Source organism: Xanthomonas citri pv. citri, assembly GCF_000961215.1.
Classification (GTDB): Bacteria; Pseudomonadota; Gammaproteobacteria; order Xanthomonadales; family Xanthomonadaceae; genus Xanthomonas; species Xanthomonas cissicola.
Window position 1 is genome coordinate 1 of sequence record NZ_CP008998.1, and the last position, 22,698, is coordinate 22,698.

20 protein-coding genes are annotated in these 22,698 nt (G+C 63.0%); 14 read left to right on the forward strand and 6 right to left on the reverse strand.

Annotated elements, in window-relative coordinates; translation table 11 throughout:
- The first annotated feature begins 41 nt into the window (after positions 1-41).
- From dnaA to AMD14_RS00540, 11 genes are all read left to right on the forward strand, one after another.
- Positions 42-1,370, forward strand: a complete 1,329-nt coding sequence (gene dnaA, locus AMD14_RS00490; protein WP_011050021.1) for a chromosomal replication initiator protein DnaA — start codon at positions 42-44, stop codon at positions 1,368-1,370.
- A gap of 276 nt (positions 1,371-1,646) precedes the next feature.
- The gene (dnaN, locus tag AMD14_RS00495) at positions 1,647-2,747 is read left to right on the forward strand and encodes a DNA polymerase III subunit beta (protein ID WP_005912436.1); all 1,101 of its coding nucleotides are present in this window, start codon (positions 1,647-1,649) and stop codon (positions 2,745-2,747) included.
- A gap of 1,051 nt (positions 2,748-3,798) precedes the next feature.
- Entirely contained in the window at positions 3,799-4,905 is a 1,107-nt protein-coding gene (recF, locus tag AMD14_RS00500) for a DNA replication/repair protein RecF (RefSeq protein ID WP_003482213.1), read from the forward strand.
- A 114-nt stretch (positions 4,906-5,019) separates the two neighbouring features.
- Entirely contained in the window at positions 5,020-7,464 is a 2,445-nt protein-coding gene (gene gyrB, locus AMD14_RS00505) for a DNA topoisomerase (ATP-hydrolyzing) subunit B (RefSeq protein ID WP_003482212.1), read from the forward strand.
- Positions 7,465-7,531: 67 nt separating this feature from the next.
- Positions 7,532-8,368, forward strand: a complete 837-nt coding sequence (locus AMD14_RS00510) for a CPBP family intramembrane glutamic endopeptidase (protein WP_003482209.1) — start codon at positions 7,532-7,534, stop codon at positions 8,366-8,368.
- A 183-nt stretch (positions 8,369-8,551) separates the two neighbouring features.
- Positions 8,552-9,358 carry a M48 family metallopeptidase gene (locus tag AMD14_RS00515; RefSeq protein ID WP_005912440.1) on the forward strand — a complete coding sequence of 269 codons (807 nt, stop codon included), beginning with the start codon at positions 8,552-8,554 and terminating at the stop codon, positions 9,356-9,358.
- 277 nt (positions 9,359-9,635) lie between these two features.
- Entirely contained in the window at positions 9,636-10,829 is a 1,194-nt protein-coding gene (locus AMD14_RS00520; protein ID WP_005912441.1) for a tetratricopeptide repeat protein, read from the forward strand.
- A gap of 153 nt (positions 10,830-10,982) precedes the next feature.
- Positions 10,983-11,654 (forward strand): energy transducer TonB, encoded by a 672-nt coding sequence (locus AMD14_RS00525; RefSeq protein WP_005912443.1) that lies wholly within the window; start codon positions 10,983-10,985, stop codon positions 11,652-11,654.
- An 85-nt stretch (positions 11,655-11,739) separates the two neighbouring features.
- A complete protein-coding gene (exbB, locus tag AMD14_RS00530) occupies positions 11,740-12,501 on the forward strand; it encodes a TonB-system energizer ExbB (protein ID WP_005912445.1) in 762 nt (253 codons plus the stop codon).
- 46 nt (positions 12,502-12,547) lie between these two features.
- Positions 12,548-12,970: an ExbD/TolR family protein gene (locus AMD14_RS00535; protein WP_005912447.1), complete on the forward strand. Its 423-nt coding sequence runs from the start codon at positions 12,548-12,550 to the stop codon at positions 12,968-12,970.
- 3 nt (positions 12,971-12,973) lie between these two features.
- On the forward strand, positions 12,974-13,387 hold the full coding sequence (locus AMD14_RS00540) for an ExbD/TolR family protein (RefSeq protein ID WP_005912449.1): 414 nt from the start codon (positions 12,974-12,976) through the stop codon (positions 13,385-13,387).
- Between the two features lie 261 nt (positions 13,388-13,648).
- Here the strand turns inward: AMD14_RS00540 and AMD14_RS00545 are convergent, their stop codons facing one another.
- The 3 genes from AMD14_RS00545 to cls all read right to left on the reverse strand — a co-directional run bounded on the left by AMD14_RS00545 (position 13,649) and on the right by cls (position 16,228).
- Positions 13,649-14,416: a pyridoxine 5'-phosphate synthase gene (locus AMD14_RS00545; protein WP_011050023.1), complete on the reverse strand. Its 768-nt coding sequence runs from the start codon at positions 14,414-14,416 to the stop codon at positions 13,649-13,651.
- Between the two features lie 7 nt (positions 14,417-14,423).
- Entirely contained in the window at positions 14,424-14,693 is a 270-nt protein-coding gene (locus AMD14_RS00550) for a hypothetical protein (protein WP_005912451.1), read from the reverse strand.
- Positions 14,694-14,767: 74 nt separating this feature from the next.
- Entirely contained in the window at positions 14,768-16,228 is a 1,461-nt protein-coding gene (gene cls / locus AMD14_RS00555; protein WP_005912453.1) for a cardiolipin synthase, read from the reverse strand.
- Positions 16,229-16,700: 472 nt separating this feature from the next.
- On the opposite strand from cls, the gene AMD14_RS00560 reads away from it, so the two are divergent.
- On the forward strand, positions 16,701-17,330 hold the full coding sequence (locus AMD14_RS00560; RefSeq protein ID WP_005927202.1) for a hypothetical protein: 630 nt from the start codon (positions 16,701-16,703) through the stop codon (positions 17,328-17,330).
- Positions 17,330-17,920 (forward strand): hypothetical protein, encoded by a 591-nt coding sequence (locus tag AMD14_RS00565; protein WP_005912457.1) that lies wholly within the window; start codon positions 17,330-17,332, stop codon positions 17,918-17,920. The genes AMD14_RS00560 and AMD14_RS00565 overlap by 1 nt, the downstream gene beginning before the upstream one ends.
- A gap of 210 nt (positions 17,921-18,130) precedes the next feature.
- On the opposite strand, the gene AMD14_RS00570 is transcribed toward AMD14_RS00565, so the two are convergent.
- The 3 genes from AMD14_RS00570 to AMD14_RS00580 form a co-directional block, all read right to left on the reverse strand.
- Positions 18,131-19,258, reverse strand: a complete 1,128-nt coding sequence (locus tag AMD14_RS00570; RefSeq protein WP_011050026.1) for a PA0069 family radical SAM protein — start codon at positions 19,256-19,258, stop codon at positions 18,131-18,133.
- A 183-nt stretch (positions 19,259-19,441) separates the two neighbouring features.
- Positions 19,442-20,143 carry a 2OG-Fe(II) oxygenase family protein gene (locus AMD14_RS00575; protein WP_005927217.1) on the reverse strand — a complete coding sequence of 234 codons (702 nt, stop codon included), beginning with the start codon at positions 20,141-20,143 and terminating at the stop codon, positions 19,442-19,444.
- 269 nt (positions 20,144-20,412) lie between these two features.
- The gene (locus AMD14_RS00580) at positions 20,413-21,753 is read right to left on the reverse strand and encodes an outer membrane protein transport protein (protein ID WP_015462678.1); all 1,341 of its coding nucleotides are present in this window, start codon (positions 21,751-21,753) and stop codon (positions 20,413-20,415) included.
- Between the two features lie 218 nt (positions 21,754-21,971).
- Between AMD14_RS00580 and AMD14_RS00585 the strand changes: the two genes are divergently transcribed.
- Entirely contained in the window at positions 21,972-22,664 is a 693-nt protein-coding gene (locus AMD14_RS00585) for a rhomboid family intramembrane serine protease (RefSeq protein ID WP_003482177.1), read from the forward strand.
- The last annotated feature ends 34 nt before the right edge of the window (positions 22,665-22,698 follow it).

The following is a 22,698-nucleotide window of genomic DNA, read 5'->3' on the forward strand; positions in this document are numbered from 1 at the left end:
TTTTCTGCGCGCCGCAGCCAGCAACAGATGATCATACTTTGATGGATGCTTGGCCCCGCTGTCTGGAACGTCTCGAAGCCGAATTCCCGCCCGAAGATGTCCACACCTGGTTGAAACCCCTGCAAGCCGAAGATCGCGGCGACAGCATCGTGCTGTACGCTCCGAACGCCTTCATCGTCGACCAGGTGCGCGAACGTTACCTGCCGCGCATTCGCGAATTGCTGGCGTATTTCGTCGGCAATGGCGACGTCGCGCTGGCGGTCGGTTCGCGTCCACGCGCGCCCGAGCCGGCCCCTGCACCCGTGGCCGTGCCGAGCGCGCCGCAGGCTGCACCGATCGTGCCGTTCGCCGGCAACCTGGATTCGCATTACACCTTCGCCAACTTCGTGGAAGGCCGCAGCAACCAGTTGGGCCTGGCGGCCGCGATCCAGGCTGCACAGAAGCCCGGCGACCGTGCACACAACCCGTTGCTGCTGTACGGCAGCACCGGTCTGGGCAAGACCCACCTGATGTTCGCGGCCGGCAATGCGCTGCGTCAGGCCAATCCGGCCGCCAAGGTGATGTATCTGCGTTCGGAGCAGTTCTTCAGCGCGATGATCCGGGCGCTGCAGGACAAGGCGATGGACCAGTTCAAGCGCCAGTTCCAGCAGATCGATGCGCTGCTGATCGACGACATCCAGTTCTTCGCCGGCAAGGACCGCACCCAGGAAGAGTTCTTCCACACCTTCAACGCGCTGTTCGATGGCCGCCAACAGATCATCCTGACCTGCGACCGCTACCCGCGCGAGGTCGAAGGCCTGGAGCCGCGGCTGAAGTCGCGCCTGGCCTGGGGCCTGTCGGTGGCGATCGACCCGCCGGACTTCGAGACCCGCGCGGCCATCGTGCTGGCCAAGGCGCGCGAGCGCGGCGCCGAAATTCCCGACGACGTGGCATTCCTGATCGCCAAGAAGATGCGCTCCAACGTGCGCGACCTTGAAGGCGCGCTCAACACGCTGGTGGCGCGTGCCAACTTCACCGGGCGCTCGATCACGGTGGAATTTGCCCAGGAGACGCTGCGCGACCTGCTGCGCGCCCAGCAACAGGCGATCGGCATTCCCAATATCCAGAAGACTGTGGCCGATTACTACGGCTTGCAAATGAAGGATCTGCTGTCCAAGCGGCGCACCCGCTCGCTGGCGCGCCCGCGCCAGGTGGCGATGGCGCTGGCCAAGGAACTCACCGAGCACAGCCTGCCGGAGATCGGCGATGCCTTCGCTGGCCGCGACCACACCACCGTGCTGCATGCGTGCCGTCAGATCCGCACGTTGATGGAGGCCGACGGCAAGCTCCGCGAGGACTGGGAAAAGCTGATTCGCAAGCTCAGCGAGTAAGCCATCGGCTGCCATCGGGTCCAGGCTGGAAAAAAGCGTGGAAACGTTGGGGTCAAATGCGGGAGAATCTGTGGATAACGTTGCGCCGCAGTCGGGCTCGAAAACTATCCACAGGTTCTCCGACCAGCTCAGGCGCACTAGTCCAACGCGTTTCAGGTGCTGAAATGTCTTTGGAAACAAACAGTTATGGTGGTTATCCGCTGAAAACGGCCCTACCATCACCACCAAGCTTTTGATTTATTCCATATCTTTTAAAGCATAGGGGCACGGAACCACATGCGTTTTACACTGCAGCGCGAAGCCTTCCTCAAACCATTGGCACAAGTGGTCAATGTGGTCGAACGCCGTCAAACCCTGCCCGTCCTGGCCAACTTGCTGGTACAGGTCAAGGATGGACAGGTCTCGTTGACCGGCACCGACCTGGAAGTGGAAATGATCTCGCGCACGCTGGTGGAGGACGCGCAGGACGGCGAAACCACGATTCCGGCGCGCAAGCTGTTCGACATCCTGCGCGCCCTGCCCGACGGCAGCCGCGTCACCATTTCGCAGACCGGCGACAAGGTCACTGTGCAAGCCGGGCGGAGCCGCTTCACCCTGGCGACGTTGCCTTCCAACGATTTTCCGTCTGTGGACGAAGTCGAAGCGACCGAACGCGTCGTGGTGCCCGAAGCCGGGCTCAAGGAGCTGATCGAGCGCACCGCGTTCGCCATGGCCCAGCAGGACGTGCGCTATTACCTCAATGGCCTGTTGTTCGACCTGCGCGACGGCTTGCTGCGCTGCGTGGCTACCGACGGCCATCGTCTGGCGCTATGTGAGATGGAGCTGGAGAAAGCCGGTGGCGCCAAGCGCCAGATCATCGTGCCGCGCAAGGGCGTGACCGAGCTGCAGCGTTTGCTGGAAGGCGCCGATCGCGAGGTCGAGCTGGAAGTGGGCCGCAGCCATATCCGCGTCAAGCGCGGTGATGTGACCTTTACCTCGAAGCTGATCGACGGGCGGTTCCCGGACTACGAGGCAGTGATTCCGATCGGCGCCGATCGCGAGGTCAAGGTGGATCGTGAAGCGCTGCGCGCGTCGCTACAGCGTGCGGCCATCCTGTCCAACGAGAAGTACCGCGGTGTCCGTGTGGAAGTGTCGCCGGGTCAGCTGAAGATCAGCGCGCATAACCCCGAGCAGGAGGAGGCGCAGGAAGAGATCGAGGCCGATACCAAGGTCGACGATCTGGCCATTGGCTTCAACGTCAACTATTTGCTCGACGCGCTGTCGGCATTGCGCGATGAGCACGTGGTGATCCAGCTGCGTGATGCCAATTCGTCTGCATTGGTGCGTGAGGCCAGCAGCGAGAAGTCGCGTCATGTGGTGATGCCGTTGCGTCTCTGATATCTCGTTCCACGTGGAACACGGAAGCCCGGCAGATGCCGGGCTTTTTGTTTGCGCTGTTTCGTAGCTTGCTATGTGCAGGGAGCTGTTGCGGCCAGGTCGCCTGTGGAGACCACACGCGGGTAGGCTGAGCGACTGCAATCGCGCACGACTTGCAGCGATAAAGCCCTTGGCGCAGTCATCGCGGCTGTGCGTCCGTTTGATCGACCAAACGCGCCCCGGCTCCTTGCCACTCGGGTTTTGTGTGTTCGCTAGACACCGGCATCAGCGGCGAGACCGGTCCACGTCGAGCGCCAAGTTCTCCGGTGACGGCCGGCGACCGAGCTTCACGCGAGCCAACGTCAGGACATGATTCACCGCGGCTCCCGCGCGCGTGGGGCCATCGTGGAACTTGTGCCATAGGCGCGCATCGCTGCGTCACGCGGCTGCAGTGTTCCAAAAGCTCGGACGGGGTTGGCAACTTGCGAATCAATTAGGCCCGGCAGTCTCGACCTGGCCGGAGCCGATCGGGTTCATTGGCCCGGTCTTCGATCCTAGATCTTGCTCGATTCCAGACGCAGCAAAAGCGAGCGGAGAAAAATACATCGACTCCAACTAGCAAGTTGAGTTCGTAAAGCGTTACCCAGGTTGAAACTGAATTGGTTCAGGATTCAAACTCGGTCAACCGGGTTGCTGTCCTGCATGTCGGCTAGCCACGGTCCACGTGTTCGGTTCCCTGGTGTTTTTGAGTTATACACATCGCAATTGGCTTTTAAATCTATAAATAACTTAAGAGCTTTGTGGTGATGGTAGGGCCAGATTTTGCGCAAAAACACGTTAAGTGATTGTTTTTAAAGGAAATTTAGGGGCCGAAACCCTGTGTTTACCGCCCTGTTTTCTCACAAACAAGCTGTGGATAAGCGAAAGCACCTCCACAGGCCCTATTTTTATCCACATGTTATCCCCTGCCTGTCCGGTCATTCCTGGCGGCCATGTCTGCACGGTTTCATGCCGATCCCGTATCCTTCGAACCGACCGGCATGCCGGATTACAGCCCAGAGCACACCGATCGATGCATGTAGTGCGGTTGTCCATTCATCGGCTTCGTCGGTTTCAAACCGTCGAGCTTCATCCCTCCAGTGCCTTGAATCTGCTGACCGGCGACAACGGCGCGGGCAAGACCAGCGTGCTCGAAGCGCTACACCTGATGGCTTACGGCCGCAGCTTCCGCGGGCGCGTCCGCGACGGCCTGATCCAACAAGGCGCCAACGACCTCGAAGTGTTCGTGGAGTGGAAAGAAGGCGGCGGCGCTGCGGTCGAGCGGACGCGTCGGGCTGGCTTGCGTCATAGCGGGCAGGAATGGACAGGGCGCCTGGACGGGGAAGACGTGGCGCAGCTTGGCTCTCTTTGCGCTGCGCTGGCAGTGGTGACGTTCGAGCCCGGCAGCCACGTATTGATCAGTGGCGGTGGTGAACCCCGCCGCCGTTTTCTGGATTGGGGCCTGTTCCACGTGGAACCCGATTTTCTAACCTTGTGGCGCCGCTATGCGCGAGCCCTCAAACAACGCAATGCGTTGCTGAAACAGGGCGCGCAGCCACGCATGCTGGACGCATGGGACAACGAACTCGCCGAATCCGGCGAAACCCTGACGTCCCGGCGCATGCGCTACCTGGAACGCCTGCAGGACCGGCTGGTTCCCGTGGCAGATGCCATCGCGCCGGCGCTGGGACTGTCTGCGCTGACGTTCGCCCCAGGCTGGAAGCGCCACGAGGTCTCGCTGGCAGACGCCCTCCTGCTTGCGCGTGAGCGTGATCGCCAGAACGGCTATACCTCGCAAGGCCCGCACCGCGCAGATTGGATGCCCAGCTTCCACGCACTCCCGGGCAAGGACGCGCTTTCCCGGGGACAGGCCAAGCTCACGGCCCTTGCCTGTCTGCTCGCACAGGCCGAGGACTTCGCCTTCGAACGCGGCGAATGGCCGGTCATCGCGCTGGACGATCTGGGCTCGGAGCTGGACCGGCATCATCAGGGGCGCGTGCTGCAGCGGCTCGCTTCCGCGCCGGCGCAGGTGCTCATCACCGCAACCGAGACCCCACCGGGCCTTGCAGACGCAGCTGCACTATTGCAGCAGTTCCACGTGGAACACGGCCAGATTGCGCGACAGGCAACGGTCAACTGAGCCGCGACGGCCGGCACGGGCCGACTGGTATAATTCGTCCGCTATCCCCCTTTTCCCACGGCGCGGAGCGGTCATCGCTGCCTTCGCCCGTGTTGTGGAGCCAACGGCACGCGCATGACCGACGAACAAAACACCCCGCCAACACCCAACGGCACCTACGACTCCAGCAAGATCACCGTGCTGCGTGGCCTGGAAGCCGTCCGCAAGCGTCCCGGCATGTATATCGGCGACGTCCATGACGGCACCGGCCTGCATCACATGGTGTTCGAGGTGGTCGACAACTCGGTCGACGAAGCCCTTGCCGGGCATGCCGACGACATCGTGGTAAAAATCCTGGCCGATGGCTCGGTGGCGGTCTCCGACAACGGGCGCGGCGTGCCGGTCGACATCCACAAGGAAGAAGGCGTGTCGGCGGCCGAGGTGATCCTCACCGTGCTCCACGCCGGCGGCAAGTTCGACGACAACAGCTACAAGGTCTCCGGCGGCCTGCACGGCGTTGGCGTCTCGGTGGTCAACGCGTTGTCAGAGCACCTGTGGCTGGATATCTGGCGCGACGGCTTCCACTACCAGCAGGAATACGCGCTGGGCGAGCCGCAGTACCCGCTCAAGCAGCTGGAAGCCTCGACCAAGCGCGGTACCACGCTGCGCTTCAAGCCGTCCGTGGCCATCTTCAGCGACGTCGAGTTCCATTACGACATCCTGGCGCGGCGCCTGCGCGAGCTGTCCTTCCTCAATTCTGGCGTCAAGATCACCTTGATCGACGAGCGCGGCGAAGGCCGTCGCGACGATTTCCATTACGAAGGCGGCATCCGCAGCTTCGTGGAGCATCTGGCGCAGCTGAAGTCGCCGCTGCACCCGAATGTGATCTCGGTGACCGGCGAGCACAACGGCATCATGGTGGACGTGGCCCTGCAATGGACCGACGCCTACCAGGAAACCATGTACTGCTTCACCAACAACATCCCGCAGAAGGACGGCGGCACCCACCTGGCCGGCTTCCGTGCGGCGCTGACGCGCGTGCTCAGCACCTACATCGAACAGAACGGCATCGCCAAGCAGGCCAAGGTCGCGCTGACCGGCGACGACATGCGCGAAGGCATGATCGCGGTGCTTTCGGTCAAGGTGCCCGACCCCAGCTTCTCTTCGCAGACCAAGGAAAAGCTGGTCAGTTCGGATGTGCGCCCGGCGGTGGAAAACGCCTTCGGTGCGCGCCTGCAGGAGTTCCTGCAGGAGAACCCGAACGAAGCCAAGGCCATCACCGGCAAGATCGTCGATGCCGCGCGTGCGCGCGAAGCGGCGCGCAAGGCGCGCGACCTCACCCGCCGCAAGGGTGCGCTGGACATCGCAGGCCTGCCCGGCAAGCTGGCCGACTGCCAGGAAAAGGATCCGGCACTGTCGGAACTGTTCATCGTCGAGGGTGACTCGGCAGGTGGCTCGGCCAAGCAGGGCCGCAACCGCAAGAACCAGGCGGTGCTGCCGCTGCGCGGCAAGATCCTCAACGTGGAACGCGCCCGCTTCGACCGCATGCTGGCCTCCGACCAGGTCGGCACGCTGATCACCGCGCTCGGTACCGGCATCGGCCGCGACGAGTACAACCCGGACAAGCTGCGCTACCACCGCATCATCCTGATGACCGACGCCGACGTCGACGGCTCGCACATCCGCACCCTGCTGCTGACCTTCTTCTACCGGCAGATGCCGGAGTTGATCGAGCGCGGCTACATCTACATCGGCCTGCCGCCGCTGTACAAGCTCAAGCAGGGCAAGAGCGAGCTGTATCTGAAGGACGACGCGGCGCTCAACGCCTACCTGGCCAGCAATGCGGTCGAAGGTGCGGCGCTGATTCCGGCCACCGACGAGCCACCGATCACCGGCGAAGCGCTGGAGAAATTGTTGATGCTGTTCACCAGCGCCAACGAAGCGATCGCGCGCAACGCCCACCGCTACGACCCGGCCCTGCTCACCGCGCTGATCGACCTGCCGCCACTGGATGTGGAAAAACTGCAGGCCGAAGGCGACCAGCATCCGACTTTGGATGCGCTGCAGGCCGTGCTCAATCGCGGCACCCTGGGCACCGCGCGCTATCAGTTGCGCTTCGACCCGGGCAGCGACAACGCGCCTGCCACGTTGGTGGCCATCCGCCGCCACATGGGCGAAGAGTTCACCCAGGTGCTGCCGATGGGGGCCTTCGAAAGCGGCGAGCTGCGCCCGCTGCGTGAGGTGTCGCTGGCCCTGCACGACCTGGTGCGCGAAGGCGCCCAGATCGTCCGCGGCAACAAGAGCCACCCGATCACCAGCTTCGCGCAGGCCCATGCCTGGTTGCTGGACGAGGCCAAGAAGGGCCGCCAGGTGCAGCGCTTCAAGGGCCTGGGCGAAATGAATGCCGAGCAGCTATGGGAAACCACGGTCAACCCCGACACGCGTCGCCTGTTGCAGGTGCGCATCGAGGACGCGGTGGCCGCCGACCAGATCTTCAGCACCTTGATGGGCGATGTGGTCGAACCACGCCGCGACTTCATCGAGGACAACGCGCTGAAGGTGTCCAACCTGGATATCTGAGTCACCAGCACCGGCCGGTACGTCGCAACCGCGGCGTGCCGGCCGGTGCGGTGCTCGCAGGACGACGATGCGCACCGATCTTCCACCGCCCCTGGCACCACGCACGGTTGCCGGCAAGCCGCCGCTGCTGCCCGTGCTCGTGGGTTTCTGGGTCGACGTGCTTATCGCTGGCGGCCTGCTGTTGACCCTCAGCGTGGCCGGCTTTGCATTGTGGGGCGCGGTGCGTGGCTTCGGCCAGGTACAGGCGGCCAAGGCGCAGGGGCTGACCCCCTCGCCCACCGAGGTCATGGCCGCCATTGGCCAACCCGGTGTCATGGTGCAGCTGCTCACCGCGCTGGTCAGCACGGCCACGCCGGCGCTGCTGTTGTACTACTGGCGTCGCCGCGCCACCCCTGCCGAACAAACCGCTTCACGGGCTGCCGCGCGCCGCGCCTCCACCTGGGGCTGGACCGCGCTGATCGCCGCCGCCGTGTTCCTGCTGAGCAATCTGGTCAGCGTGGCGGCTTCGGCGTTGGGCATCAAGCCGGTGCCCACCAACCTGCCGTTGATGAAAGAAGCGCTCCAGCAATGGCCGCTGGCACTGACGCTGTTTGCGGTGATCATCGCGCCGGCTTACGAGGAACTGCTGTTCCGTCGCGTGCTGTTCGGGCGTCTGCTCGCTGCCGCCCGCCCGTGGCTGGGCATCGTGCTGAGCGGAGCGATTTTCGCGCTGGTGCACGAAGTACCCGGCATCAGTGGTAACGGCCCGGCCGCGATCGCGCAGCTGTGGCTGGTGTACGGCAGCATGGGCGCGGCGTTCGCATGGCTGTACTGGCGTACCGGCACGTTGTGGGCCCCGATTGCCGCGCACGGCATCAACAATGCCACAGCCCTGGCAGCGCTGTACTTTTTCGGGCTTGGCTGAGCCCCAAAAGCGGTCTCTTGCGAGAACCCAGCCGCAGCGGCGCGGCGCTTGGGCATCAAATGGATCCGCACACGTGGACAGCCGATCGCTCCGGCCCGGCACGCGTTATCGGCCGCGCGGAACCGTTTGACGAAAAGTTAAGACGAGCCTGCCAAAATGCCTCCATGGTTCTAGGGGGATCGAATGAAAGCTAGGCTGTTGATCGTTGTTGCCGTGCTTGCACTGACGGCGTGTGCCACCACAACTTCGCCAACCGGCCGCCGACAGGTGGTGGGCGGCGTATCGCAACAGCAGTTGGACCAGTTGGGCGCGCAATCCTTCGCGCAGACCAAGGCCAAGGAAAAAGTCAGTACCGACGGCAAGCAGAACGCCTACGTGCAGTGCGTGGTCAACGCACTGGTGGCGCAACTGCCGCCGCAATGGCGCGAAACCAAGTGGGAAACCGCGCTGTTCGTGGACAACGAAGCCAATGCCTTCGCCCTTCCTGGCGGCAAGGTCGGCGTCAACACCGGCATCTTTACCGTCGCCAAGACGCAGGATCAGCTCGCCGCCGTGCTCGGGCATGAAATCGGCCATGTCATTTCGCGCCATCACGAAGAGCGCATTACCCGTCAGCTCGGCGCGCAGACGGGCCTGGGCATCATCGGCGCGCTCGCCGGTGCCGCCTATGGCGACGGGGCGGCCAGCGCAGTCAATCAGGTCGGCGGTATGACCGCCCAGACAGTATTCCTGCTGCCGGGCTCGCGTACCCAGGAAAGCGAAGCCGATGTGGTCGGCCAACGTCTGATGGCCCAGGCCGGATTCGATCCGGCGCAGGCGGTGACGCTATGGCAGAACATGATGGCCGCCAGCGGCAATCGCCAACCGCAGTGGCTGTCGACCCACCCCGATCCTGCCAACCGCATCCGCGAACTGCAGGCCGATGTTGCCCAGCTCGAGCCGGTGTACCAGCAGGCCAAGCAGAGCGGACGCGCACCGCGTTGTGGCTAGAGCCACTGACGACAACCGCGCGGCTGCCGTCAACCCGTACGAACACCGATTCCCTACAACGCATGCCTGCCTACTCTGGGATCGCAGGCGCAACCACGCCGGTCACGGCCTGTTAGCGACGCTAAGACAGCTGTTCCCCGCTTCTGATTGCCGCAACACAACATGGAAACCGTTTTCGGGAACTGAGACTTTCTGCTAAGTTTGCCGGCTCAGATTTTTCGTACAGCGCCCATTCCGCTTTTCGTACCGCCCGACGGCGGATCGTCCGAGGTGAAACATGAAACTGCTCAACCGCAAGCAAGCCCTGTTGTCCCTGTTCATCGCCGCGTCGCTGGGTGGGGCTGTCGTCACCGATGCGGTCGCGCAGTCGGACCGTTCCTCCGAACGGGCCAGCCGTAAATCCAAGAGCGGCAAGGCCGAGGAGCTGTACCCGCAGTCGACCCGCCAGGCACCGACGATCAAGCCGTCCTCGAAGTTGAGCAGCAAGCTGCAGAAGCTGATCGAAACCTTCAACAAGGGCGAGGACTACCAAGGCGTGCGCACCCAGGCCGATGAGATCCTGGCCAACAGCGCGGCGAACGACGCCGACAAGGCGCTGGCGGCCCAGCTGGCCGCGCAGGCTGCCTACAACCTGGACGACACCGCCGGTGCCAAGAAGTACCTGCAGCAGGCCATCGGCCTGAACGCGCTGGACAACAACGGCCATTTCCAGTCGATGCTGATGCTGGCGCAGTTGCAGATGCAGGACGACCAGCAGGCCGAGGGTCTGGCCACGCTGGACAAGTATCTGGAGGAGAGCAAGTCGCAACGTCCGGAAGATCTGATCCTCAAGGGCCAGGCGCTGTACCAGACCGAACGCTACAAGGAAGCCATCCCGGTGTTGAAGCAGGCCATCGCTGCCTCGCCCGAGCCCAAGGACAGCTGGAACCAGCTGCTGATGGCGTCCTACGCCGAAGCTGGCCAGACCGGTGAAGCCGTTGCGGCCGCCGAGGCGCTGGCCGCCAAGACGCCCAACGACAAAAAGGCCCAGCTCAACCTGGCCAACATGTACATGCAGGCCGACCAGATGGACAAGGCCGCAGGCGTGATGGACAAGCTGCGTGCCTCCGGTCAGTTGACCGAAGAAAAGGAATACAAGCAGTTGTATTCCATCTACGCCAACACCGAGAACAAAGAAAAGGACGTCATCGCCGTCATCAATGAGGGTATGCAAAAAGGCATCCTCAAGCCTGATTATCAGACATACCTTGCCCTGGCCCAGTCGTATTACTACAGCGACGATGTACCGAAGGCGATCGAAAACTGGCAGAAGGCCGCACCGCTTTCCAAGGATGGCGAGACCTACTTGAATCTGGCCAAGGTGCTGCATTCGGAAGGTCGCATCCCGGAGGCCAAGCAGGCCGCACAGCAGGCGATCGCCAAGGGTGTTAAAAAACCCGAAGACGCCAAGAAGATCATCAACCTGAAGTAAAAAAAGAAAATAAACCCCCGAAATCCCTGTGTTTTTAGTGGTTACAGGCCTCGGGATTGGTATAAGCTTGGGAGTTCCTGCGGTGTCAAAGCCGTCCGAAAACCTGGGGATCATCACCGTGATCCGGGCCCCCACTGAAAGAGCCATTGGCGCATGACGGAACAACTCGTTATCCACAGGCATGACTACGATGCCGGGAACCAGGGTCTGAGCTGGGCCCGCATTATCGGCATTGCTTTTGTAATTGCTTTGCACCTCACTGCACTGATGATGTTGCTGATCCCTGCAGTGGCGCCGAAGGCTCCGGCAGAGAAGGAGCGCACCACCATGGTCACCTTGGTGGATGCACCGCCTCCTCCCCCGCCGCCGCCGCCGCCGCCGCCGCCGGAAGACAAGCCGCCGCCGCCGGTCAAGAATCTGTCGCCGCCGAAGCCGTCACCGGTTCCGCCGCCGCCGGAAGCTCCGGTGGTCGACGTTCCCGAACCGCGTCCGAGCGATATCGTCACGCCGCCGAGCCCGCCGAGCCCGCCGGCTCCGCCGAGCGACATTGGCGCCAGCGTCGATATCTCGTCCAAGAACATGAACCCGCCGAAGTACCCGCCGGCTGCATTCCGTGCCGGTGTCCAAGGTGAGGTCATCCTGATCGTGGATGTGGATGCCAGCGGCAACGTGACCAACGTGTCGGTCGAAAAGTCCAGCCGCAACCGCGACCTTGACCGTGCCGCGATGGACGCAGCACGCAAGTGGAAGTTCAACGCCTCCACTGTCAACGGGCAGAAAGCCGCCGGACGTGTCCGCGTCCCGGTCAACTTTGCTCTGAACTGATCCCACGGGCCGGCCACGGTCGGCCCAGGATCCTGTCTTCCTTTCGCTCCACCCTTCATCACCACACACAACAAAGGTAAGCGTCATGCTGCAGGAATTCTTTATCGCCGCCGCTGCAGGGGGCTCCAATCCGTCGGCCGCTCTGTCGCAGATGGGCTTCGAGCACTTGATCACCGAAATGACTTCCAGCCCCGGCGACTTCGCCGTGTCCTGGGTCGTGTTGATCACCCTGATCGCCATGTCCGCTGCCTCCTGGTACTGGACTGTCATCAACATCTTCCGCGCCACCCGCCTGAAGAGCGCGGCTGACCGCGTCACCACCGCGTTCTGGGATGCCCCGAATGCACAGGACGCCATCCGCGCCATGGAAGAACAGCCGGCTTCCGAGCCGTTCTCCAAGATCGCACTGGACGCAGCCCAGGCTGCTGCGCACCACCAGCGCGCCGAAGGCAGCACCGGTGGCCTGGGCGAGAGCCTGAGCCGTTCGGAGTTCGTCGACCGCGCCCTGCGTCAGGCCGTGACCCGCGAAAGCACCAAGCTGCAGTCGGGCATGACCTTGCTGGCCACCGTCGGTGCGACCGCGCCGTTCGTCGGTCTGCTCGGCACCGTGTGGGGCATCTACGGCGCGCTGATCAAGATCGGTGCAACCGGTTCGGCCTCCATCGACGCCGTTGCCGGCCCGGTGGGTGAAGCGCTGATCATGACCGCGATCGGCCTGTTCGTCGCGATCCCGGCCGTGTTCGCGTTCAACTTCTTCTCCAAGGTCAACAGCTCGGTGATCGCCAAGTTCGATACCTTCGCCCACGACCTGCACGACTTCTTCGCCACCGGTTCGCGCGTTCGCTAATCCGGTCGTCAAGAACGCCTTCGCAACGATTTAGACGGAGCCCGTTATGGCCTTCAGTAGTGGAAACAGCGGTGGCCCGATGGCCGACATCAACGTGACGCCCCTCGTGGACGTGATGTTGGTGCTGCTGATCATCTTCATCATTACGGCACCGCTGATGTCCCATAAGGTCAAGGTGGAGCTGCCAGAGGCCAACTTGATCCAGAAGGAAGATGCGGAGAAACGTGCCGCGCCGATCACTCTGGCCGTCAAGGAAGATGGGTCGCTGTACTGGAACGACGAGCCGATTTCCAAGGAAGCCCTGGAGTCGCGCCTGTCCACCGCCGCACAGCAGACCCCGCAGCCGCCGCTCAACCTGCGTGGCGACCGCACGACCAAGATGCGTACGATCAACGAGATCACCAAGATCGCGCAGGGTCAGGGCATGCTGGACGTCGGTTTCGTTGCAACCAAAGTGAAGGGGCAGTAAGCCATGGCATTTAGTACTGGTGGAAGCCGTGGGCCGATGGCCGACATCAACGTCACGCCCCTGGTGGACGTGATGCTGGTGCTGCTGATCATCTTCATCGTCACCGCGCCGATCATGACCTACCCGATCGCCGTGGATCTGCCGCAGCGGGTGCTCAACCCGCCACCGCAGACGACCGAACCGCCGCCGCCGATCGAGTTGCGTATCGACGCCAGCAACCAGGTGTTCTGGAACAACAGCCCGACTCCGGTCGATGTGTTGCAACAGAAGATGGAAGAAGTGGTGCAGGCCGATCCGACCAATCAGCCGGAACTGCGCATCGATGCAAATCCGGATGCGGAGTACGAGGTGATGGCCAAGGTGCTGGCCGCTGCGAAGAACTCGCAGATGAAGAAAATCGGCTTCATGCAGCAGTAAACGTATCTGCAAGACCGCAACACAACAGTCATGACGCGACTGCAACGCCACCGGAAACGGTGGCGTTTTTTTTATGTGTTAGGTGGGTGATCGTGCCTGCAGACATGCCTGCGATCCAACGAGCGTGAGTGCGGTACGAAGCAACAAAGCGGCCATTGCTGTGAAAGACTGTCGATCAATGCCACCGCAGCATCCATTTACGCGAACGTAGTTGTCGCCAACCCAGGCATCGATCATCGATGCCGACGTTACCGCATGAACTTAAGCGCTAACGTGGCCGCTACGCAGAATGTCGACATACGCGCGCACGCTTGCATCCAAACCCTGATACAGGGCTTCGCTGATCAAGGCGTGGCCGATGGAGACTTCCAGCACACCCGGCACAGCGGCGAGAAAATCGCCCAGGTTGGCTTGCGACAAATCGTGCCCGGCATTGATGCCCAGGCCTGCGGCACTGGCACGCTGCGCGGCGTTGGCGAACAGCGCCAAGGCGGTATCGGCCTGGCCGCTGGCATGCGCGTGGGCATACGGGCCGGTGTACAGCTCGATACGGTCCGCACCGAGCGTGGCCGCGCGGGCGATGTCCGGGTTACCTGCATCGACGAACAGGCTGACACGGCTGCCCAGCCGCTTGAACGCTGTGATCAGCTCGGCGAGTTGGACGGTGTCCTGCGCAAAATCGAAACCGTGATCGGACGTCAGTTGTCCATCGCCATCCGGTACCAGGGTGACCTGCTCGGGGCGCGTGGCACGACATAACTGCAGCAGACCCGGATAATCGCCGCGCGGCGGCGCAAACGGGTTGCCTTCGATATTGAATTCGACTCCGTGCTCGCGTGTCAGCGCGCTCAGCGCCAGCACATCATCGGCGCGGATATGCCGCTGGTCCGGGCGCGGATGCACGGTGATGCCGTGCGCGCCGGCGGCAATACAGGCGCGTGCGGCCTGCACCACATCCGGGTCGGCGCCGCCGCGCGAGTTGCGCAGGACTGCGATCTTGTTGACGTTGACGCTGAGCTGGGTGGTCATGCGGCGATCAGGCCTGCGGCTCGCTGTCGCGTGCGGCGGCCAGGGCAGCCGACTTGCGTGCTTCTGCCAGCTCGCGCAGGCGGCGCAGCTCGGCCGGGTCGATCATGCTGCTGGTATCGCGTTGGGTGTCGCCCATGCGCGAGGCGAACCAACCGCGCGTCCACAGCAGCAGCAGCAGCAACGCCACCAGCAGCGAGGCCACCAGCAACCACACGTGCGGCGTACTGAAGGCCAGCACCAGCGCACCCAGTGCCATAAGCAGAAACAGCCAGTGCATGACGAGCTCCCCGTTGAGTGGCGGCAGTGTAGCGCCGCGCCCGGCGCGGTTCCACGTGGGCACCGCACCGTTGGTCAGAGCAGCGGCGACAGCAGCCGGGCAAACGCTTCGGGCAGGCGCGAGCGCCATAACGGCCGGTGTCGCGCGAATTGCACTTCCTGCGCCTGTTGCAGATCGGTGCCGATCAGCCCGGCCATCTCTGCCGCCACGGCCTGGTCGCGGAACAGCATCGACAGCTCGAAATTCAGCCGGAAGCTGCGGCTGTCGAAATTGGCGCTGCCGACGATGCAGACATCGTCGTCGGCCAGCAGCGCCTTGGTGTGCAGCATGCGCGGCCCGTACTCGTAGATGCGGACACCGGCTTCCAGCAGCTCGTCGAAATACGAGCGTGCCGCGTAGGTGACCAGGCGCGAATCGCTGACCCGCGGCACCAACAGGCGCACGTCCAGCCCGCCGAGCGCGGCCGAGGTCAGCGCCATACGCGCCGCCTCGCCGGGCACGAAGTATGGAGTCACCAGCCACACGCGGTGCTTGGCTTCATGGATGGCGGCGACCATCAGACGGTGGATCGCTTCCCACGACGAATCCGGACCCGACACCAGCACCTGCGCATCGACCGTGCCTTGCGCGCGGGTGGGCATATCGTCGGGCCATAGCTGCTGGCCGTGGAAAGCTGCGCGGCCCTGGCTGGTGGCATAGAGCCAATCCTCCAGGAACACCAGCTGCAGACTGCGCACTACATGGCCTTGCAGGCGCACGTGCAGATCGCGATACGCCTGCTTGCGCACCTGCTCGTTCTCGTCGTCGGTGACGTTGATGCCACCGGTGAAACCGATGCGGCCATCGATGACGATCACCTTGCGGTGGGTGCGCAGGTTCAACCACGGCCGCTTGAATGGCTTGAGCAACTGCGAGGGGTGGAACCAGGCGGTTTCCACCCCGGCCTCGCGCAGCGTGCGCAAGGCGCGTCGGGTCATTGCCGATGAGCCGATCGCATCCATCAGCAGCCGCACCTTGACCCCGGCACGGGCACGTTCCATCAGCGCAGCGCAGATCGCGGTGCCGCTGTGGTCGGGCTGGAAGATGTAGTACTCCAGATGGATATGGTCGCGTGCGCCCCGGATCGCTTCGATGATGGCGGCGTACGTGGCAGCGCCATCCACCAGCCAGTGCACTTCGGTGGCGCTGCTGGGCGCTAGCCCGGTGGTGGACTGGGCGATCTTGGCCAGCTCGGTGCAATCGGCATCCGGCGGGCAGACGCTGCTGTAGCTCTCCATGCCCGAGCGCGAGCGCCCGCGCCGCAGCCGCTGCCGTTTGACCTTTTGCGGCCCGAGCCAGTAGTAGATCAGCAGCCCCAGGTACGGCAGCGCCGCCAGCGACAACACCCAGCTCAGCGTGGCCACCGGTTCGCGCTTCTGCAGCACGATCCAGCCGGCGATCCATAGCAGGTACAGCACATAGGCGGCGAGGAGGAGCGCTTCGAGGTGGGGAATGGTGGCCAGCCACTCCCACGCGCCCTGTGCAAGTGCGAGCATGCGCGGATTCTAAGAGCCGCTGCAGCGGTCTGACGGGCGCCTGGACTGCCGCAGTGCTGCTCGAGCTCCGATGATCGCGCGTGATTGTTCGCAGGGTGCTCGGACATCACAACAATCTAATGTGATCAAGCTCGACCTTCGCAAATGACGCCTGGATTGAGGTTTGACGGTAGCCATGAAGGCAGTGACACTCGTGCAGCAGGGGATCGAAACGGAGCTTTTGACGATGAAGATGATCGCAATGTTCAGCAGCTTGGTGCTCTTAGGATTTGTCGGAAAAGCCACTGCAAATGACATTCACTTCTGCGATTCGTGCACGCAGACTTAGCGAGGAGTACTAGCAACTCAGCTGACCTCCGGTCTTGGCCAAGTCTACATCGGTGATCGCACTACAGGCGTTCCATACCTCTACACAGTCAATACTGTAAACGGCCCCGTCTCGGTGGCACCACCCGGGATTCAAGAGCAGCCCGTGTCTCAAGCGGATGCCGACCAATTCGCGATCTACTCGTCGGTGTATCGGAGCTATGGAAATATCGGCACGCTCAACGTAAAGATCGACTTGGCGAATGGAACTGTTGCACCGAGCTCGGTCAGCAGAATGGTTGAGGTGGCGTCCGACGAGTCGTCTGCCTTTGCTAGCGCCTTCGACGTACGCCGGGAAGGTGCGACCCGTCAACAAGTCATCCAGTGGCTTGAAAAAAACGACTGGCAAGTGCCCAATACAGGCGAAAATTTCATCTTCTTCATCCAACAGGTTCTCTCCAACGCCTATAAATGGAGGAGTTCGGAGGACTACAGCATCCGTATTGATACCACTTTCAACGACAAGAGCAGAGCGATTTTCGCCTATGATTCCGCAAAGCGCGCCATTGTTTACGTTGAAGCCTACGATTCGGCGGGCAATCTCATTGGGACGTCCAGCAGTGAGCCGATCAATGTCGATTACAGTTCCTACGAAAGCCCGGGCGCAGCATCTCGGCCCGACTACCAGCGCGGCATAGACTGGCTCACGTCAAGTGGTGCAGCCACCATCTCTGGAGGCACAGTGACGGTAGGTAGTGGCACTGTCCTTGTCGGCGATGTGGTCCAAGTCAAGTAATGAGGACCTTCCGCATCAGGGGGCGCAGGTTAGGCCTGCGCTTTCGTGAAACAGTTCTGCTTGCGGGCACGTTGGCTTGCTCGGTGCTCTTTGTGGCGACTCAACGCCAGATCGGACTGCTGTGCTATGCAGTAGCTCCCATTCTGCTTTTAGCGTTTTTTGTGCTGCAAGCAGATTTGGTGTGGCGTGGACATAAGACCGCAGGGGCGGCCTTCATCATGGCTGTTGCTGCTTGGCTGACGTTTTCAGTCCTCGCCACCTATGCCTTCTCTGGCTTGGTGCACACCCACAATTTTTTGGGCACCTGGCTTAAAGCGCTTCTGGGAGCAGGCTTCTTTGCCGTTCTCTTTTCTCTGTCAGTGCTGCTCGCTAGGAAACGATCGGTGAGCCTCTATTGGTATTTGGCTGGAAGCCTGGCGGTCGTGATCGCAGTGGCAGCAGTTCATCCGGAAAACTCCGGCGACATCACAGTTAACTGCGAAAGAGGCAGCTGTGCTGCTGGCATCATCGCCTTTTGGCCCGGTGCTTTCCAGGCTGCGGATGGCAAGCGACCTATCTCCGTTGTCCTTCCTCATTCCGGCGGCGATTGACAGTAAGCAATCCTGGTTGATCGGCCCAACATTGCAAATACACGTAGCCTAACGATTGGATGTGCACTGCTACTTCGGATCCAGGGTTTCAACGTGGCGAGGTGTCATTGAACCCGCGACCTCGGAATACCCGCCTATCTCCGCATAACGACAGGAGACACTGCGATTCTTAGCCGGAGTCGAACTAGCATCGCAAACCGCATAGAAAAATTAGAAAAGATTAAGCTGCGGCGTGTCCGGTCTGGGTGGACGGAAGTGCGTGGTATCGAGTCTGGGCAATCGCCCGAATCCAAGGCGCCGATACGCGATGGAAAAACGCTGCGCGATCAGTTCTGCAAACGGGCCTTCGCCGACCATGCGCTTGCCGAAGCGGCTGTCGTAGTCCTTGCCGCCGCGCATCTGCTGGACCAGGCTCATGACATGCTTGGCACGATCCGGATAGTGCAACTCGAGCCACTCGCGCCATAACTGGGTGAGTTCGTGCGGCAGGCGCAGCAACACGTAGCCGGCCGAACGTGCGCCGTGGGCTGCGGCCGCGTCCAGAATGCGCTCCAGTTCCTTGTCGTTGATCATCGGGATGACCGGAGCGACCAGCACGCCTACCGGTACGCCGGCAGCGTGTAGCGCCTGCATGGCGCGCAGTCGCGCATGCGGCGCGGCGGCGCGCGGCTCCATCTTCGCCGCAAGCCGATTGTCGAGCGTGGTGACCGAGAAATACACCGACACCAGGTTGTGCTGCGCCATCTCGGCCAGCACATCGATGTCGCGTTCGATCAACGCCGCCTTGGTCACGAAGCTGACCGGGTGACGGGCCTCCGCAAGCACTTCCAGGCATTGCCGGGAGATGCGCAGACGCCGCTCGGCGGGCTGGTAGGCGTCGGTATTGATCCCCAACGCGATCGGCGAGCACTGGTAGGACGGGCGTGCGATCTCCGCGCGCAGCAGCGCGGCCGCATTCGGCTTGGCGAAGATCCGCGTTTCGAAATCCAGCCCCGGCGACAGATCCAGATACGCGTGCGAGGGTCTGGCAAAGCAGTACACGCAGCCGTGCTCACATCCCCGGTACGGGTTCACCGACTGCGAGAACCCGATGTCGGGCGAGTTGTTGCGGCTGATGATGCTGCGTGCGATTTCCTCGGCCACCACGGTCTTGGGGCGCATGGCGGTCTTGCCATCGGCATCGAGCGCGCCCCAGCCATCGTCTATCTCGACGGCGGTGGTGACCGAGAAGCGACCGGGCACGTAGGCGGTGGTGCCGCGCCCCTTGATGACCGTGCGCGAGCTGCGGACATCCCGCTCCGCTGCCGCACTCGCGCTGGGGAAAGAGTTCTTCTGCATACCGTTAGTATTATTACTAACGATGCGCGGTGCAAGCGACATGTACTGGTCCGAGGAGCGAGCACAAGCGTTGCGATGCGGTGCGCAGTCGCAACTGGGGGAATGGAGAATCGGGAATCGGTAAAGCAACAGCAGCAGCAGCAGCAGAAAGCGTCGCCGTTGCGATTCCCCATTCCCGATTCCCTATTCCCCGCCGTAAAGCGCCTGCGCCGATTGAAACAGGATCCAGCTGGTGGCGATGAACTTGTCGCCGCCGACCGGGCGGTTGCCGCGGTGAGTATGAGTGAAGGCGGTGGGGGCGATCAGCAGACTGCCGGTGCGTGGGCGCGCCTTGCGTTGCTGGAACAGGAATTCGGTTTCGCCTTGCGCGAAGTCGTCGTTGAGATACAGCGTCCACAGCAGATGCCGATGCAGCGTGTCGGCATTGGCATCGCGCGGATACAGCTCGCAATGCCAGTATGGGTAGCCGCCCTGGTCGGCGGTGTACCACTGCAGATTGATCGCGCCCGGGCGCAGGCAGGTGCGTGCCAGATCGCCCAGCGCCTGGTCGCTCATCTGCACGATGTCCTCGGCCACCAGGCGATGCGGTCTGCCATCGGCAGTGGTGACCTGCAGCATCAGCGGTGAAATCAACGCCTGCGGATACTGCCGCAGATAGGTGAGCACGCCCTCGAATACGGCCTGTTGCAGGCGGTTTTCCACTTCGGCCCATTCGGCCATCCCACTGATGCGCAGGTCGCGGCTGTGTTTGAGGTCGGGAAAGACGCCGCCACCGATGCGGCCGGGATGCAGCTGCTGGCTCTGGCGCATGCGCTGCACGATGGCCACGCAATCTTCGTGCGCGATGGCGTTATCGGTGATCTGGATGAAGTCGGGTTGGCTCATGCGCCTGACCATAGCAATCTGTCGCGCCGGTTGCAGCGTTCGCCATGCATTGCGCAGGCTGGATCGGTACGCGACGTTGTTGGCATCCCAGTACGCGGCTAGGTGGCGACACCGCGCAGGGGGGTGAAGCGCTGCGCTGAGGCGATGCGTCCTGCCTGCTTCGCTTGTTGCGTGTGATGGCTGCCCATGTCGTGTGTGGAGCGTGCAAGGCAACAAAGAAAAACCCCGCCGAAGCGGGGTTTTTGGACACTCAACGCGTGCTGCGGCGATCAGAACTTGTAGTTGATCGACGCGGCCAGCACGTCGCCCTTCACGTCGTAGCTGCCGGCAAGACGGTCGCCCGTGGCGCTGCGGGTGTCGCTGGTCGGGTCGCTGGTGAACAGGTGGGTGTAGCCGAAGTTGTACTCGGTCTGCGCCGACGGACGCCAGCTCATACCCAGCGAAACCCACTTGCGGCTCGCGTCCGGCACGCGCACGTCGCGGTGTTCGGCCGTGGTCGGGGTTTGGTCGTACGCCAGGCCGCCGCGCAGGGTCACCGTATCGCTCAGGCGGTAGTCGGCACCGATCGAGGCGAAGGTGGTGTCGCGGTAGGAGAAGTCCAGCACGCTGTCGGGCTGGTTGGAAGCGAAGTCCACGGTCACCTGGTCGAACTTGCTCCAGGCGGTGCGGGTGACGTCGGCCATGATCGACCACTGCTCGTTCACGTTATGCGTGAAGCTGGCGGTGGCGCTGGCCGGCAGCTTGACGGTGGCGCGGCCCTTGGTATTCACGAAGGTACCCGGTGCGGCCACGCTCAGCACGGCGGCAGCACTGCCCGGCACGGTGAAGTCGGCGGTGCCGTCGGTGATCTTGTGTTCCACCTGCGAGCGGTAGCTGAAGCCGATGTGGGTGTTCTCATCGATGCTGAACAAGCCGCCCAGGGTGAAGCCCACTTCGGTGCTGTCGCCCTTGATGCGCGAGTAGCCATCGGCGCTGCCCGGCGCGAAGCCCGGCACGCGGCGCGCAGCCAGCACGCTGCCGAAATCCACCGCGTTGGCCAGGTCGATATCCAGACGCTCGGCGAACACCGAGGCACCGAAGGACACGTACGGGTTCACGTCATAGGAGAACGCGACGTTGAAGTCGATCGCCTGCAGCTCGGTCTTGGTGCCGTGGTAGCGGCCGACCCAGTCGCGGTCGTATTCGGTCTTGAAGCCGAACGGCACGGTCAGCGAGGTGCCCAGGTGCATGTTGTCGTTCTCGCCGAACGGCACGTGGAAGTACATCGCCGGGACCGGCGCGATCATGCCGGCGTCGCCGCCGTTGCCGCCGGACACCGGCGCGCCGTTGGCGTAGGCCGCGGTGTCGGGCTGGAACTTGGCCGAGAAGCTGATGGCGCTGACGTCGGCCTGGAACAGGCGGCCGTCCAGCTGGCGCATGCCGGCCGGGTTGGTGGCGATGATGGAGGCATCATCCGGGGCGCTGCCCGAACCTGCGAATGCGCGGCCAAGGCCCTTGGCGCTGTTTTCCTTCAGCTGGAACGCGGCGCCGTGCGCCTGACCAACGGCCAGCACGCCAGCGATACCGACGGCCAAGAGGGTGGCGCGGCTGAGAGTGGAAGCGGTAGACATAAGTTGTAGCTCTCCGGATAAGGACTGCAATGGTCGGTTCAGCGCCCGCGTCCAGCACCAATCCAGTGCCCGGAGCGCGCCGGAGACCCCCCCCCGACATACGACGCCGTACGCAGTATACCCATGACGATTAACCGAACAATAACAAGGCCTGTGCTGAACGCGCCGTCAGGTTAGGGCTGGGTTCAGCAGCGTGGACCGGCTATTGTCCCCGTCCGATGTTCGTCTCTCTTCCTTCCCGCAAGAAACCCACCCCGCGCTGGGCGGTGCCGTTGCTGTTCGCCACGGTGTGGTTGGCGTATTTGTGGTCGATCAGCCGGCCGGGCGAGGCGCGCAATACGTTGTGGCTGGACTGGGGCGCCCTGTCCAGCGGCGTCTCCAATCTGGGCGACTGGTGGGCCACCTTGCGCGACGGCAGCGTGCTGCGCCTGTTCACGGCCCTGTTCCTGCACGCCGACTGGTCGCATCTGCTCGGCAACCTGGTGTTCCTGCTGATCTTCGGGCTGCCGGCCGAACGTATCCTGGGCCCGTGGCGGTTGTTGCTGCTGTTTCTGGTTGGCGGCGCGGCCTCCAACCTGGCGGCGATCTTTGCCATCGGCACGCCGGACCGGGTGATCATCGGCGCCTCGGGTGCGGTGTCGGCGTTGATCGGCACGTACCTGGCGCTGTTTCCGGGCGCCAAGCTGGGCGTGGTCCTGCCGCTGGGCGTGTTTCTGGAATTCATCCGGGTGCCGGCGCCGCTGTTGATCGGCGCCTGGGCACTGCTGCAGGTGGTGTTCGCCTACATCGGCCCGGCGTTCGGCATGGTGGCGTGGTCGGCGCATATCGCCGGCTTCGTGTTCGGCATCGTGTACGGCCTGTATGTGCGCGCGGCGATCGCGCGGCGGCTGCGCAAGCGCCACGGCTTCTGAGGCGCGCAGCGCACCGGCTGTACCCGCAGGCCGC

What these genes read in the sequence shown, in the direction of transcription:
- gyrB (WP_003482212.1), top strand. Translation starts at nt 5,020, where the DNA reads ATGACCGACGAACAAAACACCCCGCCAACACCCAACGGCACCTACGAC.
- AMD14_RS00575 (WP_005927217.1), bottom strand. Translation starts at nt 20,143, where the DNA reads ATGAGCCAACCCGACTTCATCCAGATCACCGATAACGCCATCGCGCAC.
- AMD14_RS00515 (WP_005912440.1), top strand. Translation starts at nt 8,552, where the DNA reads ATGAAAGCTAGGCTGTTGATCGTTGTTGCCGTGCTTGCACTGACGGCG.
- AMD14_RS00585 (WP_003482177.1), top strand. Translation starts at nt 21,972, where the DNA reads ATGTTCGTCTCTCTTCCTTCCCGCAAGAAACCCACCCCGCGCTGGGCG.
- recF (WP_003482213.1), top strand. Translation starts at nt 3,799, where the DNA reads ATGCATGTAGTGCGGTTGTCCATTCATCGGCTTCGTCGGTTTCAAACC.
- AMD14_RS00550 (WP_005912451.1), bottom strand. Translation starts at nt 14,693, where the DNA reads ATGCACTGGCTGTTTCTGCTTATGGCACTGGGTGCGCTGGTGCTGGCC.
- AMD14_RS00535 (WP_005912447.1), top strand. Translation starts at nt 12,548, where the DNA reads ATGGCCTTCAGTAGTGGAAACAGCGGTGGCCCGATGGCCGACATCAAC.
- AMD14_RS00525 (WP_005912443.1), top strand. Translation starts at nt 10,983, where the DNA reads ATGACGGAACAACTCGTTATCCACAGGCATGACTACGATGCCGGGAAC.
- exbB (WP_005912445.1), top strand. Translation starts at nt 11,740, where the DNA reads ATGCTGCAGGAATTCTTTATCGCCGCCGCTGCAGGGGGCTCCAATCCG.
- AMD14_RS00510 (WP_003482209.1), top strand. Translation starts at nt 7,532, where the DNA reads ATGCGCACCGATCTTCCACCGCCCCTGGCACCACGCACGGTTGCCGGC.
- AMD14_RS00520 (WP_005912441.1), top strand. Translation starts at nt 9,636, where the DNA reads ATGAAACTGCTCAACCGCAAGCAAGCCCTGTTGTCCCTGTTCATCGCC.
- AMD14_RS00570 (WP_011050026.1), bottom strand. Translation starts at nt 19,258, where the DNA reads ATGCAGAAGAACTCTTTCCCCAGCGCGAGTGCGGCAGCGGAGCGGGAT.
- AMD14_RS00545 (WP_011050023.1), bottom strand. Translation starts at nt 14,416, where the DNA reads ATGACCACCCAGCTCAGCGTCAACGTCAACAAGATCGCAGTCCTGCGC.
- AMD14_RS00565 (WP_005912457.1), top strand. Translation starts at nt 17,330, where the DNA reads ATGAGGACCTTCCGCATCAGGGGGCGCAGGTTAGGCCTGCGCTTTCGT.
- AMD14_RS00540 (WP_005912449.1), top strand. Translation starts at nt 12,974, where the DNA reads ATGGCATTTAGTACTGGTGGAAGCCGTGGGCCGATGGCCGACATCAAC.
- dnaA (WP_011050021.1), top strand. Translation starts at nt 42, where the DNA reads ATGGATGCTTGGCCCCGCTGTCTGGAACGTCTCGAAGCCGAATTCCCG.
- AMD14_RS00580 (WP_015462678.1), bottom strand. Translation starts at nt 21,753, where the DNA reads ATGTCTACCGCTTCCACTCTCAGCCGCGCCACCCTCTTGGCCGTCGGT.
- cls (WP_005912453.1), bottom strand. Translation starts at nt 16,228, where the DNA reads ATGCTCGCACTTGCACAGGGCGCGTGGGAGTGGCTGGCCACCATTCCC.
- dnaN (WP_005912436.1), top strand. Translation starts at nt 1,647, where the DNA reads ATGCGTTTTACACTGCAGCGCGAAGCCTTCCTCAAACCATTGGCACAA.